Raw genomic sequence first — 17685 nt, 5'->3', positions numbered from 1 at the left:
GGTGGGGTCGACGAGAGACCCATGAACACGCCCCCGCTGACACCGATCGACCGTCCCACCCTGTCCCTGCCCGATGGGCACACCAAGCTGCTGCTGCATTCGTGCTGCGCACCGTGCTCGGGCGAGGTGATGGAAGCGATCACCGCCTCCGGTATCGACTACACGATCTTCTTCTACAACCCCAACATCCACCCGGTGAAGGAATACGAACTGCGCAAGCAGGAGAACATCCGCTTCGCCGAGAAGCATGGCGTGCCATTCGTCGACGCCGACTACGACACCGACACGTGGTTCTCGCGTGCCCGCGGCATGGAGAACGAGCCCGAGCGCGGCATCCGCTGCACGATGTGCTTCGACATGCGCTTCGTGCGTACTGCGCTGTATGCGCACGAACATGGCTTCCAGGTGATCAGCAGCTCGCTGGGCATCTCGCGCTGGAAGGACATGAACCAGATCAACGACTGTGGCCACCGCGCCGCCGCGCACTACCCGGGCATCCAGTACTGGGATTACAACTGGCGCAAGGGCGGCGGCGCCGCGCGGATGGTGGAGATCAGCAAGCGCGAGCAGTTCTATCAGCAGGAATACTGCGGCTGCGTGTACTCGCTGCGCGACGCCAACCGCCACCGCCGCGAGACCGGACGCGAGCGGATCAAGCTGGGGGTGCTGTATTACGGCGATGGCACCTCCCGGCAGGGCAACGCCGACTGACCGTTGCGGGGGCGTCGGCTAGACTGGGCGCCCCCACCGTCGTGAAGTCGCCATGAGCCGTTACCCTGCCGATGTCGCCCTGGTCGTGATCGACCTGCAACCGGACTTCATGCCCGGTGGCGCGCTGGCCTGCGTGGACGGCGATGCGATCGTGCCGGGCATCGCCGCGGTGCTCGCCGAGCGCCATTACCGCACCGTGGTGGCGACCCAGGACTGGCATCCGGCCGACCATGCCTCGTTCGCCAGCCAGCACCCGGGACACCTGCCGTTCGAGGCGATCCTGCTGCACGCGCAGCCGCAGACCCTGTGGCCGGACCACTGCGTGCAGGGCAGCCCGGGCGCTGCATTGCACCCGGGCGTGGACTGGAACGTAGCCGACCTGATCCTGCGCAAGGGCACCCGACGCGCGGTGGATTCGTACAGCGCCTTCCGTGAGAACCATGGCCCCGACGGCACCCGCCCGGCCACCGGACTGGCGGGCTGGCTGCATGAGCGCGGCATCCGCGAGGTGCATGTGTGCGGCCTGGCGCGCGATTACTGCGTGCTGTGGAGCGCCCAGGACGCGGTGAAGTCCGGGTTCCGGGTCAAATTCCATTGGGACCTGACCCGGCCGGTCACCGAGGCCAATGACGGCATGGTGCGTGAGGCGTTGGCGAAGGCGAAGATCGCGGTTGTCTGATGGGCGAATTGGGCGCCGGCCAGAAAGCGTACCGACCAACGGTCGGTACCTACCGGATCAAAGCGCAGGCAGCACCACACCCCGTCAGCGGAACACGACCGTGCGATGCCCGTTGCGCAGGATCCGATGCTCCACGTGCCGGCGTACCGCGCGGGCCAGCACCTGCGATTCGGTATCGCTGCCCAGTCGCACCAGGTCGCGCGGCGTCATCGCATGGTCCACGCGCGCCACGTCCTGCTCGATGATCGGGCCTTCGTCCAGATCCGGGGTCACGTAGTGCGCGGTCGCACCGATGATCTTGACCCCGCGCGCGTGCGCCTGGTGGTACGGCTGCGCGCCCTTGAAGCTGGGGAGGAAGCTGTGATGGATATTGATCGCGCGCCCGGCCAGGGCCTCGCACAGGCGCGGCGACAGAATCTGCATGTAGCGCGCCAGCACCACCAGGTCGATCTGCTCGCGTTCGACCAGGTCGATGATCTGCTGCTCCTGCACGGCGCGGTTGTCGGCGTTGACCGGCAGGTGATGGAACGGCACGCCGTAGGAGCCGGCCAGGGCGGCGAAGTCCTCGTGATTGGAGGCCACCGCCGCGATGTCCACCTGCAGCTGCCGGCTGTGCGCGCGGAACAGGAGATCGTTGAGGCAATGCCCCTGCTTGCTCACCAGCACCAGCAGGCGCGCACGACGGCGGGCGTCATGCAGCTGCCAGTCCATCCCGAACTCGGCGGCCAGCGTGGCCATGCGCACTTCCACGTCGCCCAGTGACTGCTCGGCGGCACGGTCGAAATGCACGCGCAGGAAGAACCGGCCGCTCTCGTCGTCGCCGAACTGCTGGGCATCGAGGATGTTGCAGCCCAGCTCGAACAGCAGGCCGGACACACGGTAGACGATCCCGGTACGGTCCGGGCATGACAGGGTGAGGATGGAATCGGGGCGCATCCGACCAGTGTAAGCGAGCACCGCCGATGTGCGGACGATGCTCTCAGATGCAACCAAGGGCGCGGGGAAGTCAGCGCTGCTCGGCATCCCACGCCGCACGGATGGCACCCAACTCCGCGCCTTCACCCCGCCACCCGGTCACGGTGGCGATCACCGTGCCCTCGCGGACCAGATGGAACGCAGGTGTCTCATTCCGCTCAAAGCCCGCCCATGCCGGGTCGACCACCATCGGCCGCATCGGTAGTCCGGCATGCGCCGCGTTCCAGTCGATCAGCTCCTGCCCCGGCCACTGCTGCCCGATCGGCACCACCAGCTGCAGATGCGGTCGCAGCCATGCGTACTGCGCCTGGGTGGTGATCGCCTCCAGTGCGCGGCGGGAAAAGCCGCAGTATGGATGCACCATCGCGACCACCCGGAGCCCGTCGTCGGACAGTGCCACGCGTTCTGCCTCATCGACGCTGATCAAGCCCAGCAGCGGCTTGCCTTGCGGGATGCTGCCGCGGATCGTGGGCAACGGCGCGCCGGCATCGGCCAGCGCCGCCCCCACGGTGTTGGCACGTTCAAACTGCTGAAGCGAGATCAATGTGCCCCGCAGCGCCCGGTGATGCGCCGCGCTGGCCTGGCCACGGGTGACCAGGGCATCGTGCAGGCACTGGAGGCGGTCCAGGGAGCTGGTATCCCTGGCATAGAACGCGATCAGCGCAGTGGCCTGGAACAGGTCCTCCAGACGCTCATCCGTCTGCGCCAGGCACTGCGAGCGCTCCATCCTGACCGGCGCAGCCTGTGCGTAAGCGCTGCGCATCGCCGCCAGTCGCTGCTGGACCGGAGCAATCGGCGCGGCACGATCCAGCTGCGTCAGCGAATCAAACAGGGGCAGCTCGACCGACATCGCGATCGGCATCGGGATACCCACAAACAGCACAAGGCTGATCACCATCCGCCTTGCGCAGGCCGCCCACGCCCTGCCTCGAAGCATCACTGCCAGCATTACCGATGTGCCCCTTCCGCTACCGTGTCACCACGCTATCGTGAACGGTGATGCCGATGCCGTGACTCAGCTCACGGCATCGAATGCATCTATGGCGGCCCGGCGTGAGTGTCTGGCGCGGCTGGCAGCGTCGCCGCGCCGTCACCGCCCAACGACTACACCGCCGCCGGATCCACCTTCTCCACATCGATGCCATAGCGGTCGATCGCCACCTGCAGCTGGGCCCGTTCGATCCGACCCTCGTCGGCCAGCGACTTGAGCGCGGCGAGCACGATGAAGTGGCGGTCCACTTCAAAGAACGTACGCAGTGACTCGCGCGTGTCCGAGCGGCCGAAGCCGTCGGTGCCCAACGCAGTAAAGCGGCGGTCATCGATGAAGGGGCGGATCTGGTCGCCGACGATCTTCATGTAGTCGGTGGCGACGATCACCGGGCCCGGGTGCGCGGCCAGGCATTGCTGCACATACGGCACCCGCGGTTCCTGCAGCGGATGCAGCAGGTTCCAGCGCTCGGCCGCCAGGCCATCACGACGCAGTTCGGTGAGGCTGGTGGCGCTCCACACGTCGCTGCCGATGCCGAAATCCTGCTGCAGGAGGGTGGCGGCGGCTTCCACTTCGCGCAGGATCGCGCCGCTGCCCATCAACTGCACGCGCAGCGCCGGGTCACTGTCGGCGACAGCCGGGTGCAGCAGGTACAGACCCTTGAGGATGCCGGCTTCGCTGCCTTCCGGCAGTGCCGGGTGCGGATAGGCCTCGTTGAGCACGGTGATGTAGTAGTAGATCTCTTCCTGGTCCACGTACATCCGGCGCAGGCCGTCCTGGATGATCACCGCCAGTTCGAAGTTGTAGGTCGGGTCGTAGGACACACAGCTCGGGATCACCGAGGACAGCACGTGGCTGTGGCCGTCGTCGTGCTGCAGGCCCTCGCCCATCAGCGTGGTGCGCCCGGAGGTGGCGCCGAGCAGGAAGCCACGGGTGCGCGCATCCGCAGCGGCCCAGGCCAGGTCACCGACGCGCTGCAGGCCGAACATCGAATAGAAGATGTAGAACGGAATCGTGGCCAGGCCGTGGTTGCTGTAGGCGGTACCGGCGGCGATCCACGAGCAGATCGCACCGGACTCGTTGATGCCTTCCTGCAGGATCTGGCCGTCCTTGGCTTCCTTGTAATAGCTCAGCTGGCCGGCATCCTGCGGCGTGTACAGCTGGCCGAGGTAGGAGTGGATGCCGATCTGGCGGAAAAGCCCTTCCATGCCGAACGTGCGCGATTCATCGGGCACGATCGGAATGATCAGCTTGCCCAGTTCGGGGTCCTTGAGCAGCGTGGTGAGGATGCGCACGAAGCCCATCGTGGTGGACTGGCCACGCTCGCCACTGCCCTGCAGCTGGGTGGCAAAGGCCGACAACGCCGGCACCGGCAACGGATCGACATGGGTCACGCGCGCCGGCAGCTGGCCGCCCTGGGCGTGGCGACGCTGTGCGAAATAGCGCTCTTCGGCACTGCCCGGTGCGGGACGCAGGTACGGCATGTCCTCCAGCTGGTCGTCGCTGACCGGCAGGTCAAACCGATCGCGGAACGCGCGCACGGCGTCAGCGCTCATTTTCTTGAGCTGGTGGTTGATGTTCTGGCCTTCACCGGCCTCGCCCATGCCGAAGCCTTTCACCGTCTTGGCCAGGATCACGCTCGGCCGACCATTGCCGGCGACGGCCTGCGCGTAGGCGGCATACACCTTCTGCGGATCGTGGCCGCCGCGGGCGAGTGCCCAGATGTCGTCATCGCTCAGGTCCTCGACCAGCGCCAGCAGTTCGGGATACTTGCCGAAGAAATGCTCGCGCACGTAGGCACCGTTCTGCGACTTGAAGGTCTGGTAGTCGCCGTCCACGCATTCCATCATGCGTTGGCGCAGCAGGCCGGTGCTGTCCTTGGCGAGCAGCGCATCCCAGCCGCCACCCCAGATCACCTTGATGACGTTCCAGCCGGCGGCACGGAAGGTGCCTTCCAGTTCCTGGATCACCTTGGCGTTGCCGCGCACCGGGCCGTCGAGCCGCTGCAGATTGCAGTTCACCACGAACACCAGGTTGTCCAGGCGCTCGCGGCCGGCCACGGAAATGGCGGCCAGCGATTCGGGCTGGTCCATTTCACCATCGCCAAGGAAGGCCCAGACCTTGCGGCCCTGGTGCTCCTTCAGCCCGCGGTACTCCAGGTAGCGCATGTAACGCGCCTGGTAGGCGGCGGTGAGCGGGCCCAGCCCCATCGAAACCGTGGGGAACTGCCAGAAGTCCGGCATCAACCGCGGGTGCGGGTACGAGGACAGTCCGTCGCGGTCGGATTCGCGGCGGAAGTTGTCCATGCGTTCGGGCGCGATGCGGCCTTCGACGAACGCGCGGCCGTAGATGCCGGGCGCCGAGTGGCCCTGGATGTAGATCATGTCGCCATCGAAGGTATCGGTGCGGCCACGGAAGAAGTGATCGAAGCCGACGTCGTACAGCACCGCCGCGGACTGGTAGGTGGCGATGTGGCCACCCACGTTGGAGTGCTTGCCGGCGCGCAGCACCATCACCATCGCGTTCCAGCGGATCATCGCGTTGAGGCGGCGCTCGATGCCGAGGTCGCCCGGATAGGCCGGCTGGCGTTCGACCGGAATGGTGTTGGTGTAGGCCGTCCACACGCGGCCATGCAGGTCGCCGTGGCGGGCCGTGTCCAGCTCGCTCAGCTGGTCCATCAGGTAATGCGCGCGCGGGCGGCCGGCGGCGTGGATGACCGCCTCCAGCGACTCACGCCATTCCTGGGTTTCCTGCGGGTCGGTATCGAGGGGGGCGAGCGCTGGGTTCATGTGCATCTCCGGGGAAGGCGGCCAGGCCGTGCGCAGGACGCGACGGCAGCGGGGGCGGCACAGCGCGGAAGCGGCGTCGCCCGGGCAACAGAGCCGGGCGAGCGGGCAACCTGGCGGTTGCGGGACAGGCACGATAAGCAGCCGCCGCCGGGGCGGGTAGACCGGATGGGCTTGGCGCTTTATAAAGAAATTCTTTCCAATGGAGCGCGAGAATGGCGGCCAGCATGAACATTCTCCAGTCAATCCGCAGCTTCATCCGGACCGCCGATGCCGGCAGCCTGGCCGCGGCCGCGCGCACGCTGGGGGTCAGCCCGGCGGCGGTCGGGCAGAACATCGCCCGCCTGGAGGCCCATCTGGGCGTGCGCCTGCTCAACCGCACCACGCGCACGCTGGCCCTGACCGAACGCGGCGCGCTGTACCTGGCCCAGGTGCGCCATATCGAGCGCGACCTGCAGCGCGCCCAGGCCGCGGTGACCGACCTCGATGCCACGCCCGAAGGCCGGCTGCGGATCGCCAGCAGCACCGCGTTCGGCCGGCACGCCCTGGCGCCGTTGCTGCCCGCGCTGCAGGCCCGGTTCCGGCGCCTGGCGATCGAACTGCTGCTCACCGACCGCAGCGTGGACCACGCGCACGAAGACGTGGACGTCAGCATCCGGATCGAGCCGCAGCTGGAGGAAGGCCTGGTGGCGCGGCCGATCGCGCAGGTGCCGTTCGTGTTCTGCGCGGCGCCGTCGTACCTGGCGCGGGCCGGCATTCCGCTCACACCGGAGGCGCTGCGCGAGCATCGCTGCCTGCTGTTGCGCTACCCGCTGGACGGGCGTTACCTGCCGTGGGGCTTCGTGCGCGATGGCATGCGATTCGATACCGAGGTGAACCCGGCGCTGGTCAGCGACGACATCGATGCGCTGGCCGCGATGGCGGTGGCCGGCGGCGGCATCACCCGGCTGGCGGCGTTCGTGGCCGCGCCCTATCTCGCGCGCGGCGAGCTGCAGGCGCTGTTCGAACCCGGCGATGCGGCGAGCACCCAGGCCTCACCGGAGCCGATGCGGTTGTTCCTGTGCGTCAGCGATCGCCGTGATCTGACGCCCAAGGTGCGGGCGCTGATGCAGCACATCATCGAGGGGCTGCCGCCGGCGTGGCGGGTGGATGTCGGCTGAGTGCAGGGTCACCCGGAGGCCGGCCAGCGGCCGGCACTCCCGTCAGCGTGTCAGCGTTCCGGCGCGATGAACACACCGCGCGCTTCGCGCGGTTCGCAGCGCAGGTACTGCGGGGCCGGGGCGACCGAATCGCCCAGTGCCGCAGCGGCATGCCACGGCCAGCGCGGGTCGTAGAGGATGCCGCGGGCCAGCGCGATCGCATCGGCATGGCCGTGGCGCAGGATCGATTCGGCCTGCGAGGGCTCGGTGATCAGGCCCACCGCGATGACCGGCATGCGCAGCTTGTGCGCCTTGATCGCCTGCGCGAACGGCACCTGGTAGCCCGGCGACAGCGGGATCTGCTGCCGCGGGTCGTTGCCACCGCTGGAGACGTGCAGGAACTGGCAGCCGCGCGCATCCAGTACGTGCGCCAGGGTCGTGGTCTGTTCGATATCCCAGCCGCCGGCCACCCAGTCGCTCGCGGAGATGCGCACACCGACCGCGATGCGATCGGAGACGGCCTCGCGCACGGCGTCGAACACGCGCACCAGTAGCCGCATGCGGTTTTCCAGCGAGCCACCGTACTCATCCTCGCGGCGGTTGCTCAGCGGCGACAGGAACTGGTGCAGCAGGTACCCGTGCGCGGCATGCAGTTCGATCAGGTCCATGCCGACGCGTTCGGCGCGACGGGCCGCAGCCGCGAAGGCTTCGACCACCGCATCGATACCGGCCAGATCCAGTTCGGTCGGCGTCGGATCGGTCTTGGCGAACGGCAGCGCAGACGGCGCGACCGTCGGCCAGGCGCGCGGATCGGACGGGTCCATCGCGCCGCCGCCTTCCCACGGCTTGTTGACCGAGGCCTTGCGGCCGGCGTGACCCAGCTGCACGCCCAGCGGCATCGGCGACCACTGCTTGACCGAGGCCACGACCGAGGCCAGCGCGGCTTCGGTGGCGTCATCCCACAGGCCCAGGTCGGCCCAGCTGATGCGGCCTTCCGGCAGCACGGCGGTGGCTTCCAGGATCAGCAGGCCGGCGCCGGACTGCGACAGCTGCCCGAGGTGGATGCGGTGCCAGTCATTGGCAAGGCCGTCGACGCAGGAGTACTGGCACATCGGCGCGATCACGATGCGGTTGGGCAGGGTCAGCGGGCCGAAGGGGATGGAGGAGAAGAGCTGGCTCAAGGGGGGAACTCGGGAAGAGGAAATGGAACCGGGCGCCATTGCACTCCTGTGCGGCGGCGGAGGCAACCGTGCCAATGGATCAGTGTTTCGTAGCGGCTCAGGCGGCGGCGGTTCCTGGCAGCAGGAAGGCCAGCGCGTCGGCGCAGGATTGGTCGACCTTCAAGCTCAACAGCGCGTCCGCGCGGGTAAGGCCGCGGTTGAGCGCGGCGATCGGCAGCCCGGCCTGGGCCGCGGCCTGCACGAAGCGGAAGCCGGAATAGACCATCAGCGAGGAGCCGACCACCAGCACCGCATCGGCCTGCTGGAGATGCGCGTGGACGGTCGCGACCCGCTCGCGCGGCACGCTTTCGCCGAAGAACACCACATCCGGCTTCAGCACGCCGCCACACAGCGGGCACGCCGGCACCTGGAAGGCGGAGAAATCCATCTCCAGATCGGCATCGCCGTCAGGCGCCTGCCCGGCTTCAAGGTGCTCCCAGCCGGGGTTGAGCGCCAGCAGCCGGTGCTGGAACGCCTCGCGCGGGGTGCGGGCTTCGCAGCCCATGCAGCGCACCTGGTCCAGCCGCCCATGCAGGTCGATCACCGCCTCGCTGCCCGCCCGCTGATGCAGGCGGTCGACATTCTGGGTGAGCAGCAGCTCGACCTGGCCACGGGCCTCCAGCGCGGCGAGCGCGGCATGCGTGCCGTTCGGCTGGGCCCAGCCAAACCGGGGCCAGCCCAGCAGGCTGCGCGCCCAGTAGCGCTGGCGCGTGGCCAGCTCGCCCATGAAGGCCTGATAGGTGACCGGCGGCGTCCGCTTCCACTGCCCATCGGCATCGCGGTAATCCGGAATGCCCGAATCGGTGCTGCAGCCGGCGCCCGTCAGCACGAACAGGCGCTGGGCGCGGTCGATGAATTCGGCGAGGGGGGTGCTCATGATCAGCAGATGGGGGCGCAGGCGCGGAGAGGCAATCGCTGGCCGCTCACGGACCCGGGATGTCGCCCGGCAGCGGCGGAACGGTGGTCGGATGGCCGTCGGCATCCAGCGCGATCATCACGAAGTGCCCGCGCGTGCAGAGCTTGCGCTCGCCGTTGTGCAGGTCCTCGGCGATCAGTTCGACCTCGACCTTCATCGAGCTGCGCCCGACCTCCACGATGCGGCCGACGGTCTCGACCATCTGGCCGATGCGGATCGGCAGCTTGAAATCGACCTGGTCCGAGCGCGCGGTGACCACGGTGCGGCGCGAGTAGCGGGCCGCGGCCAGGAACGCCGCCTTGTCCATCCACGCCAGCGCCTGGCCACCGAACAGGGTGCCCATGTGGTTGGTGTGGTTGGGGAACACGATCTCGGCCATGCGGACTTCGATGGGCGGGATGGTCTCAGGGATGGGGGTCATGGCGGGGGCCGGGAGTGTTGTGGGGTGGCGCGGATGATACGACAGGGGGGTGGTTGGTCGCGTAGAGCACAACAAAAAGCCCCGGAACATGTCCGGGGCTTTTCGGAATCACGACGTAAGCGTCAGATCAGAACGACATGTCGAACGACACTTCGCCCTTCACGCCCACCTGGTAGGCCGAGGAACGACGCTCGAAGAAGTTGGTCAGCTCCTGCACGTCCTGCAGCTCCATGAAGCTCAGCGGATTGCGCACGTTGTACTTCTTTTCCATGCCCAGGCGATGGAAATGATTGTCCGCGCAATGCTGCAGATACTGGCGCATGTCGCGCGTCGAAATGCCCGCCACGCCGCCCGACAGCACGTCCTCGGCAAACTGCACTTCGCACTCGATCGCGTCGGCCAGCATGTCGTAGACCTCCTGCTTCATCGCATCGTCGAACAGGTCCGGCTCTTCCTCGCGGATCACGTCCACGCACTCGAAGGCGAACTCCATGTGCGCGCTCTCGTCGCGGAAGACCCAGTTGGTGCCCGAGGCCAGACCGTTGAGCAGGCCGCGCGAACGGAAGTAGTACACGTAGGCGAAGGCGGCGAAGAAGAACAGGCCCTCGATGCACGCCGCGAAGCAGATCTGGTTGAGCAGGAACTGGCGACGCTCGTCACGGGTCTCGATGCGCTTCAGGTTCTGGATCGAATCGATCCACTTGAAGCAGAAGTCGGCCTTCTTCTTGATCGAATCGATGTTCTCCACCGCGTCGAACGCCTTGGCGCGCTCGTCCGGATCCGGCAGATAGTTGTCAAGCAGGGTCAGGTAGAACTGCACGTGCAGCGCTTCTTCATAGAGCTGGCGCGACAGGTACATGCGCGCTTCCGGCGCGTTCAGATGCTGATACAGGTTCAGCACCAGATTGTTGGACACGATCGAATCGCCGGTGGCGAAGAACGCGACCAGGCGGTGGATCAGGTGGCGCTCGCCCGGCGACATCTTGCCGTGCAGGTCGCTGATGTCGATCTGGAAATTGATTTCCTCGACCGTCCAGGTGTTCTTGATCGCGTTGCGATACATGTCATAGAACTGCGGGTAGCGCATCGGGCGCAACGTCAGTTCGAAACCTGGATCGAGCAGCATTTGACTCGGCTTGTCGGCCATGGTGTTTCGTCCTTCTTGGCGACTACCGACCAACGGTCGGTAGCTACCGAATGTGTGATTTTCCGGCGGAACCGGTGTTCCCGGGTAGGCAACGACCGTCCGTCGGTGCACCCGGCGGTGCCGGCCCGGTGGGCCGGCACACCTTGTTTACTGGCACGCCTCGCAGCTTTCCGGGTTTTCCAGCGAGCAGGCGACGGCTTCGACCGGGGTGTAGCTGCTGACGGTCGTCTTGGCGATCTTGGTCGCCGGGCGCGAACGCAGGTAGTACGTGGTCTTGATGCCCTGCTTCCAGGCGTACATGTACATGGAGGACATCGCGCCGATGTTCGGGCTTTCCATGAACAGGTTGAGCGAGGCGGACTGGTCGATGAACGCGCCGCGGTCGGCGGCCATGTCGATCAGCGAACGCATCGGCAGTTCCCAGGCGGTGCGGTACACGTGGCGCAGCGTTTCCGGGATCTGGGTGATGCCCTGGATCGAGCCTTCGGCCAGCTTGATCGCGTCGCGCATTTCCGGGGTCCAGTGGCCGAGCTTCTTCAGCTCGTTCACCAGGTAACGGTTGACCTGCAGGAAGTCGCCGGACAGCGTTTCGCGCTTGAACAGGTTGGACACCTGCGGCTCGACGCACTCGTAGCAACCGGCGATCGAGGCGATGGTCGCGGTCGGGGCGATCGCGATCAGCAGCGAATTGCGCAGGCCGTGTTCCTTGATGCGCTCACGCAGCGCGTCCCAACGTGCGGTGTCTTCCGGCACCACGTTCCAGGCATCGAACTGCAGCTCGCCGCTGGCCGCACGGGTGTCGGCGAAGGACGGGTGCTTGCCGCGTTCCTGGGCCAGCTCGCATGAGGTTTCCAGCGCGTGGAAGTAGATCGATTCGGCGATCTTCTTCGACAGCGCGCGGGCTTCGGCACTGTCGAAGGCCAGGCGCTTGCGGAAGAACACGTCCTGCAGGCCCATGCAGCCCAGACCGACCGGACGCCAGCGCAGATTGCCGCGGCGGGCGGTTTCGATCGGGTAGAAGTTCAGGTCGATCACGCGGTCGAGCTGGCGCACGGCCAGGCGCACGGTGTCGGCCAGCTTGTCGAAATCGAACTCGCCGTGGGCGTCGAAATGGTTGCCCAGGTTGATCGAGCCCAGGTTGCACACCGCGGTCTCTTCGGCCGAGGTGATTTCCAGGATTTCGGTGCACAGGTTGGACAGGTGGATCACGTTGCCCGGACGCAGGGTCTGGTTGCTGGCGCGGTTGCACTTGTCCTTGAAGGTCATCCAGCCGTTGCCGGTCTCGGCCAGGGTACGCATCATCCGCGAGTACAGCTTGCGTGCGGAGATCGTGCGCTGGGCCTTGCCCTGGGCTTCGGCCTGCAGATAGGCCTGCTCGAAGGCTTCACCGAACAGATCGGTGAACTCGGGCACCACGCTCGGATCGAACAGCGACCATTCCTGGTCGGCCTCGACGCGCTGCATGAACAGGTCCGGCACCCAGTTGGCCAGGTTCAGATTGTGCGCACGGCGCGATTCGTCACCGGTGTTGTCACGCAGCTCGAGGAAATCCTCGACGTCGGCGTGCCAGGTTTCCAGGTACACACAGGCCGCGCCCTTGCGCTTGCCGCCCTGGTTCACCGCCGCCACGGAGGAATCCATGGTCTTCAGCCACGGCACGATGCCGTTGGAATGACCGTTGGTCGACTTGATCAGCGAACCACGCGAACGCACGCGGCTGTAGCTGACGCCGATGCCGCCGCTGAACTTGGAAAGCTGCGCGATGTCGCCGTACTTGGCGTAAATCGACTCCAGCGAATCCTGCGGCGAATCCAGCAGGAAGCACGAGGACAGCTGCTCATGCGTGGTACCGGAGTTGAACAGCGTCGGGCTGGACGGCAGGTAATCCAGGTTGCCCATGCGCTTGTACAGCGCCAGGGTTTCCGGCACGTCTTCGCTCAGCGCGCTGGCGATGCGCAGGAAGAACTGCTGCGGGGTCTCGATCACCTTGCGGGTGTGCGGATGACGCAGCAGGTACCGGTCGTACAGGGTACGCAGACCGAAGTAATCGAAATGCAGGTCCAGCGACGGATCGATCGCGTCGTTGAGCTTGCGGGCGTTGATCTGCACGAAGTCGAGCAGGCGCGCGTTGATCAGGCCCACTTCGTGGCCGCGGCCGACCGACTGCGAGAACGCATGGATTTCCTGGCCGGACACTTCCTTGGCGATGAAGTTGGCCAGCAGGCGCGCGGCGAGGCGGCCGTATTCCGGTTCTTCACCGATCAGCAGCGCCGAGGTGCGGATCGACAGTTCGTCCAGCTCCTGGGTGGTCGCGCCGTTGTACAGGCCGGAGATGGTCCGGGTCGCAACGCGCATCGGATCCACCGCATGCAGACCTTCGCAGCAGCGCTGTACGGCGCGCACGATCTTGTTCAGGTCCACCAGTTCGGTCGTGCCGTTGCGCTTGGTCACGCTCATGGCGGTCGCGGTGGGCGGCGAGGTCAGCAGGAATTCGCTTTCCTTATCGATAGCTGCGCTGGTTTCGGTGCTCACGGCGTTTTCCTCTTGGCGTGATTTGGGGTGGTACAGCGGGGTCTGCCTGGCAGGCGCCGGAACCGATGCAGAGATGCTCAGGGTGGACTATCGGCGTCGCAGGAGCCGCGACCCGTGCAGGCAAGCCTGCGGGCGGTTCCCCTGCGTCACCGGTCCTCTCCCCCCGGAGAATCCTGCGACCGGCACCACACGCTGTACTTCGTGCGGTTGTCAGTAGGTCTTCAGGCCATCGGCGTGAAGGCAATACTCCCGTCGACTTGTGGTCGGCGGTACCGACGGCCACAAGATAGTGGGGGTACCAGGTGTCGTCAACGCCAAATGTAGTGAATTTCCCTAATCCCTTGCGGCGCAAGGACCGGGCCTGAAGGGCGTCCGACGAACGGTCTGGACCTGTCGAAACCGAGTGCGCAGTCAAGGCCGGATGACCGGATTGTCCTCCTCGAAAACAGAACAACGGACGCTCACATGGCCCTAACGAATCGCCGCCGACCAGGGTGACTTCCGACCCGCGCCGGGGTCGCCCCGGGGTGCCACCCTCCGATGCGTCTCCTTTATATGAACGCGACCATGCGCCTGCCCCTGACCGGATGTCTGATGTTGGGCCTGACCCTGGCTGGCACCGCCGCTGCCGGCCAGAGCAAGGCGCCGGAGCTGTCGTCGCGCCAGTGCGGGGTGAGCACGCCCTACAACGTACTGGTGGACAGCGGCGGCATCTGGCTGCGCAACCGCGGGCAGGTGCCGGCCGAGATCTTCTTCCACGATGGCGAGCTGAACATCGACCGCCAGCCGATCCCGGTCAGCGACGCCGACGCCCAGCGGCTGCGCCAACTCGAATGGGGCACCCGCCAGCTGGTGCCTGCCGTGGCCGGGGTGGCCGGGGAGGCCACGGATATCGCCTTCGATGCGCTGGGGGCCACGGTGGAGATCATGACCGGCAGCGGTGGCACCCAGCGACGGGTCGAGCGACTGCGTCGCGGTGCCCACGACTATGTGGCCCGCACCCTGGGACGCGGCATCTGGGAGCAGGCGGTGTTCGAGGAGGGCTTCGACCGGCATGTGCAGGACGCGGCCGAGAGCGTGTCCGGCTCGCTCGCCCGCGGCGTGCTGTGGACGATGCTGACCGGCGGCTCGGATCGGATCGAGGCGCGCGCCGAGAAGATGGAGGCCGACCTGGAGCGTCGCATGGACGTCCGCGGGCAGGCGCTGGAGGCGCAGGCCCGGTCGCTGTGCACGCAGGTGCTGGCGCTGGATGCGATCCAGCAGTCGCTGGAGGTGCGCTACCAGGGCAAGCCGCTGGCGATGATGGTGATGGACGGCGACGAGGACGCGGCCGCGCCGATCGCGCACGAACAGCCGCGCGGGGACGCGTTGGTGTTGCCGCCGTTGTAGAGAGCATCCACGCATGGCGTGGATCTACATCACGGCCTGTCCAAGCCCGGCGTGGATTTACGCGCGGTGCGGGGTACCCAGGTATTCGGCACTCTGCATTTCGATCAGGCGCGAGGCGGTGCGCTCGAACGCGCCCTGCAGGCGGACGCCCGAATACAGCGCCACGGGGGAATCGGTCGCGGTGCAGACCAGGTTGACGTGGCGGTCGTACAGCTCGTCGATCAGGTTGACGAAGCGGCGCGCGGCATCTTCGTTGAGCGTGTCGAAGTGCGGGATGTCGCCGAGCAGCACGGTGTTGAACTCGTGCGCGATCTCGATGTAATCCGAGGGGCCGCGCGGGCCTTCGCAGAGCGCCTTGAAATCGAACCAGACGATGCTCTTGCCGCGGCCGCGCACCGGAATCTTGCGCGCCTCGATCTCGATGTTGCCCGCCTTGGCCGGTTGCCCACCACTGAGCTCGGCCCAGCGGCCGGCCAGCCAGGCGTCGCTGCCGGCATCGATCGGGGACTGGTACACCGGCGAGCGGGTCAGCGCGCGCATGCGGTAGTCCTCGGTGCCTTCGGCGTAGAGCTCCACGCAGTAGGTCTGCAGCAGCCCGATCGCGGGCATGAAGCTGTCGCGCTGCAGGCCGTTGAGATACAGGTTCTCGACGGCGGTGTTGGAGGTGGTCACCAGGGTCACGCCCTCGGCGAACATGCGCTCGAGCAGGCGCGCCAGCAGCATCGCATCGCCGATGTCGGTGACGAAGAACTCGTCCAGCACCAGCACGCGCAGCTTGCTGCGCCACTCCTGGGCGATCTTCGCGAGCGGATCGCTCTGCCCCTGGTGCTCGCGCAGGCGCTCGTGGATGCCGCGCATGAAGCGATGGAAATGGGTGCGGTACTTCTGTTCGATCGGCAGGCCGTCATAGAACAGATCGACCAGGAAGGTCTTGCCGCGCCCCACCCCGCCCCAGAAATACAGGCCCTTGACCGGTTCGGGCTTCTTCCAGAATGCGGAGAGGCGATCCAGCCAGCCGTCCTGCGCGCTGTCGACCAGCGCGAGATGGATGCGATCCAGCTCGGCCAGGGCGGCGTGCTGGGCCGGGTCGTTCTGCCATTCGCCCCGGGCCACGCCATCGGCGTAGCGCTGCGACGGGGTCATCACCGTGTCGCTCATGTCGCGTCGGGGGCCGCGTCGGGGGCGGGATTCGGCAGCCACTGCTTGACGCCATGGATGAGCGCGCCGCGCAGGTCGACGATCTTGCGGTGGAAGAAGTGGCTGGTGTCGGGCATGCGCACCAGTTCGTGCGGTGCATCCAGACCGTCCAGCCAGTCATAGACCGCCTGCGGATCGACGATCTCGTCTTCCTCGCCCTGGATCACCAGCCACTGGGCCGGCGGCTGCATGCCGTCGAAGTCCCAGCGCCCGGCGGGCGGCGCGATCGAGATCAGCGTGGTCGGCTGCAGGTCGCCGGCGGCGCGCAACGAGACGTACGCACCAAAGCTGAAACCGGCCAGCCACAGGGCCTGGCCCGGCCGCTGTGCACGCACCCAGGCGGCGACGGCCTTGAGGTCGTCCTGCTCGCCCACGCCGTTGTCGAACGTGCCGGCCGAGTCGCCGACGCTGCGGAAGTTGAAGCGCACGGTGGCGATGCCCAGGTCGCGCAGCGAGCGCGCGGCCATGGTCACCACCTTGTTGTGCATGCTGCCGCCCTCGGTGGACAGGGGGTGGCAGACGATCGCCACCACCGGCTGCACCGCGACATCGGCCTCGGGCAGATCAACCACGACATCCAGCGGACCGACCGGTCCGTCCAGCGTCAGCGCACCGCTTTCTTGGGGAAATGGGGGATTGTGCATGGCGTCATAATACCGTCCCTCCGCGTGCTTCACCGCCGCCCCCGCCGGATCCGTACATGCACTATCTGGTTTTCAGCGTTCTCTGCAGCGTGCTGGTCTCGGTCCTGCTGAAGCTGGCGCCGCGCCAGCGGCTGGACATGCCGCAGGTGGTGACCTGGAATTACCTGGTCGCCAGCGTGCTCAGCGCGGTGCTGCTGCAGCCCTCGCTGGCCTCGCTGCAGAGCGCGCATGCGCCGTGGGCTGCCCTGCTCTGCCTGGCCGTGGCACTGCCGGCGATCTTCCTGATGATGGCCCGCGCGGTGACCCGCGCCGGGATCGTGCGCAGCGACGTAGCCCAGCGCTTGTCGCTGCTGCTTTCGCTGCTGGCCGCGTTCCTGGTGTTCGGCGAGACCGCCAACGGCTGGAAGCTGGCCGGGCTGGGCCTGGGCCTGCTGGCGATCCTGGGCATCAGCGTGCGCCCGCGCGCCGGGGCGGCCGAGCCCACCGGCGGGCGGGCCTGGCCGTGGCTGCTGGCAGTGTGGGTGGGCTATGCCCTGGTCGACATCCTGCTGAAGAAGGTGGCCTTGTCGGGCACGCCCTCGATGGCCGCGCTGCTGGCCAGCTTCAGCCTGGCCTTCGTGCTGATGCTGGCGTTGCAGCTATGGCGCCACCTGCGCGGCATCGCCCGCCTGCAGTGGCGCAACGGGGTCGGCGGCGCCCTGCTCGGCCTGCTCAACTTCGGCAACATCCTGTTCTACGTGCGCGCCCACCAGCACCTGCCGGACAGCCCGGCGGTGGTGTTCGCCGGGATGAACATCGGCGTGGTGGTGCTGGGTGCACTGGTGGGCATCGTCGGTTTCGGCGAGCGCACCAGCGTGTGGAACCGGGTCGGGCTGGCGCTGGCCGTGGTGGCGATCGGGTTGATCGCGTGGGGCACGTGGTAACCGATTGATGTGGTGCCG

15 protein-coding genes are annotated in these 17685 nt (G+C 67.1%); 5 read left to right on the top strand and 10 right to left on the bottom strand.

What is annotated here, in order from left to right; genetic code table 11:
• Positions 1-21 precede the first annotated feature (21 nt).
• Together AB9O74_RS08720 and pncA are read left to right on the top strand one after the other, a co-directional pair.
• Positions 22-711: an epoxyqueuosine reductase QueH gene (locus AB9O74_RS08720; RefSeq protein WP_369349047.1), complete on the top strand. Its 690-nt coding sequence runs from the start codon at positions 22-24 to the stop codon at positions 709-711.
• Between the two features lie 52 nt (positions 712-763).
• Positions 764-1390 carry a bifunctional nicotinamidase/pyrazinamidase gene (gene pncA, locus AB9O74_RS08715; protein WP_369349046.1) on the top strand — a complete coding sequence of 209 codons (627 nt, stop codon included), beginning with the start codon at positions 764-766 and terminating at the stop codon, positions 1388-1390.
• A gap of 84 nt (positions 1391-1474) precedes the next feature.
• Here the strand turns inward: pncA and purU are convergent, their stop codons facing one another.
• From purU to aceE, 3 genes are all read right to left on the bottom strand, one after another.
• Entirely contained in the window at positions 1475-2326 is an 852-nt protein-coding gene (purU, locus tag AB9O74_RS08710) for a formyltetrahydrofolate deformylase (RefSeq protein ID WP_369349045.1), read from the bottom strand.
• A gap of 70 nt (positions 2327-2396) precedes the next feature.
• Positions 2397-3263 (bottom strand): hypothetical protein, encoded by an 867-nt coding sequence (locus AB9O74_RS08705; RefSeq protein ID WP_369349044.1) that lies wholly within the window; start codon positions 3261-3263, stop codon positions 2397-2399.
• 206 nt (positions 3264-3469) lie between these two features.
• A complete protein-coding gene (gene aceE, locus AB9O74_RS08700; RefSeq protein ID WP_369349043.1) occupies positions 3470-6142 on the bottom strand; it encodes a pyruvate dehydrogenase (acetyl-transferring), homodimeric type in 2673 nt (890 codons plus the stop codon).
• A gap of 224 nt (positions 6143-6366) precedes the next feature.
• On the opposite strand from aceE, the gene AB9O74_RS08695 reads away from it, so the two are divergent.
• A complete protein-coding gene (locus tag AB9O74_RS08695; protein WP_369349042.1) occupies positions 6367-7299 on the top strand; it encodes a LysR family transcriptional regulator in 933 nt (310 codons plus the stop codon).
• A gap of 50 nt (positions 7300-7349) precedes the next feature.
• On the opposite strand, the gene AB9O74_RS08690 is transcribed toward AB9O74_RS08695, so the two are convergent.
• From AB9O74_RS08690 to AB9O74_RS08670, 5 genes are all read right to left on the bottom strand, one after another.
• A complete protein-coding gene (locus AB9O74_RS08690; RefSeq protein WP_369349041.1) occupies positions 7350-8498 on the bottom strand; it encodes an NADH:flavin oxidoreductase/NADH oxidase in 1149 nt (382 codons plus the stop codon).
• A gap of 58 nt (positions 8499-8556) precedes the next feature.
• A complete protein-coding gene (locus AB9O74_RS08685; protein WP_350463781.1) occupies positions 8557-9375 on the bottom strand; it encodes an NAD-dependent protein deacetylase in 819 nt (272 codons plus the stop codon).
• A gap of 46 nt (positions 9376-9421) precedes the next feature.
• The gene (locus tag AB9O74_RS08680; RefSeq protein ID WP_123731098.1) at positions 9422-9835 is read right to left on the bottom strand and encodes an acyl-CoA thioesterase; all 414 of its coding nucleotides are present in this window, start codon (positions 9833-9835) and stop codon (positions 9422-9424) included.
• Between the two features lie 127 nt (positions 9836-9962).
• Positions 9963-10982, bottom strand: a complete 1020-nt coding sequence (locus tag AB9O74_RS08675; protein ID WP_176990191.1) for a ribonucleotide-diphosphate reductase subunit beta — start codon at positions 10980-10982, stop codon at positions 9963-9965.
• A 147-nt stretch (positions 10983-11129) separates the two neighbouring features.
• Positions 11130-13514 (bottom strand): ribonucleoside-diphosphate reductase subunit alpha, encoded by a 2385-nt coding sequence (locus tag AB9O74_RS08670; RefSeq protein ID WP_176990192.1) that lies wholly within the window; start codon positions 13512-13514, stop codon positions 11130-11132.
• A gap of 567 nt (positions 13515-14081) precedes the next feature.
• On the opposite strand from AB9O74_RS08670, the gene AB9O74_RS08665 reads away from it, so the two are divergent.
• The gene (locus AB9O74_RS08665) at positions 14082-14903 is read left to right on the top strand and encodes a DUF2884 family protein (RefSeq protein ID WP_369349040.1); all 822 of its coding nucleotides are present in this window, start codon (positions 14082-14084) and stop codon (positions 14901-14903) included.
• A 57-nt stretch (positions 14904-14960) separates the two neighbouring features.
• Here the strand turns inward: AB9O74_RS08665 and zapE are convergent, their stop codons facing one another.
• Both zapE and AB9O74_RS08655 read right to left on the bottom strand, forming a co-directional pair.
• Positions 14961-16061 (bottom strand): cell division protein ZapE, encoded by a 1101-nt coding sequence (zapE, locus tag AB9O74_RS08660; RefSeq protein ID WP_176990194.1) that lies wholly within the window; start codon positions 16059-16061, stop codon positions 14961-14963.
• Positions 16058-16744 carry an alpha/beta hydrolase gene (locus AB9O74_RS08655; protein ID WP_369349039.1) on the bottom strand — a complete coding sequence of 229 codons (687 nt, stop codon included), beginning with the start codon at positions 16742-16744 and terminating at the stop codon, positions 16058-16060. The genes zapE and AB9O74_RS08655 overlap by 4 nt, the downstream gene beginning before the upstream one ends.
• A 56-nt stretch (positions 16745-16800) precedes the next feature.
• On the opposite strand from AB9O74_RS08655, the gene AB9O74_RS08650 reads away from it, so the two are divergent.
• A complete protein-coding gene (locus AB9O74_RS08650) occupies positions 16801-17667 on the top strand; it encodes an EamA family transporter (RefSeq protein ID WP_369349038.1) in 867 nt (288 codons plus the stop codon).
• Positions 17668-17685 lie beyond the last annotated feature (18 nt).

This window comes from Stenotrophomonas sp. JAG2, assembly GCF_041080745.1.
Lineage (GTDB): Bacteria > Pseudomonadota > Gammaproteobacteria > Xanthomonadales > Xanthomonadaceae > Stenotrophomonas > Stenotrophomonas maltophilia_AA.
This window is presented reverse-complemented; position numbering and strand designations above follow the sequence as displayed.